This window comes from Flavonifractor hominis (assembly GCF_040095835.1).
Lineage (GTDB): Bacteria > Bacillota > Clostridia > Oscillospirales > Oscillospiraceae > Flavonifractor > Flavonifractor hominis.
Window position 1 is genome coordinate 1 of record NZ_JBBMFT010000040.1, and the last position, 562, is coordinate 562.

The window sequence follows — 562 nt, forward strand, 5'->3', positions numbered from 1 at the left end:
CCCTTCGGGGAAAGTTGAGACAGGTGGTGCATGGTTGTCGTCAGCTCGTGTCGTGAGATGTTGGGTTAAGTCCCGCAACGAGCGCAACCCTTATTGTTAGTTGCTACGCAAGAGCACTCTAGCGAGACTGCCGTTGACAAAACGGAGGAAGGTGGGGACGACGTCAAATCATCATGCCCCTTATGTCCTGGGCCACACACGTACTACAATGGTGGTAAACAGAGGGAGGCAATACCGCGAGGTGGAGCAAATCCCTAAAAGCCATCCCAGTTCGGATTGCAGGCTGAAACCCGCCTGTATGAAGTTGGAATCGCTAGTAATCGCGGATCAGCATGCCGCGGTGAATACGTTCCCGGGCCTTGTACACACCGCCCGTCACACCATGAGAGTCGGGAACACCCGAAGTCCGTAGCCTAACCGCAAGGGGGGCGCGGCCGAAGGTGGGTTCGATAATTGGGGTGAAGTCGTAACAAGGTAGCCGTATCGGAAGGTGCGGCTGGATCACCTCCTTTCTAAGGAGACTTCAAGCAACCGAGAGTTGTTTGTAACGTCCTAAGGTCAG

1 rRNA gene is annotated in these 562 nt (G+C 54.8%); it reads left to right on the forward strand.

Annotated features, from left to right (window positions below):
* Positions 1-512 (forward strand): 16S ribosomal RNA (locus WMO45_RS13645); the annotation flags it as partial.
* Between the last annotated feature and the right edge of the window lie 50 nt (positions 513-562).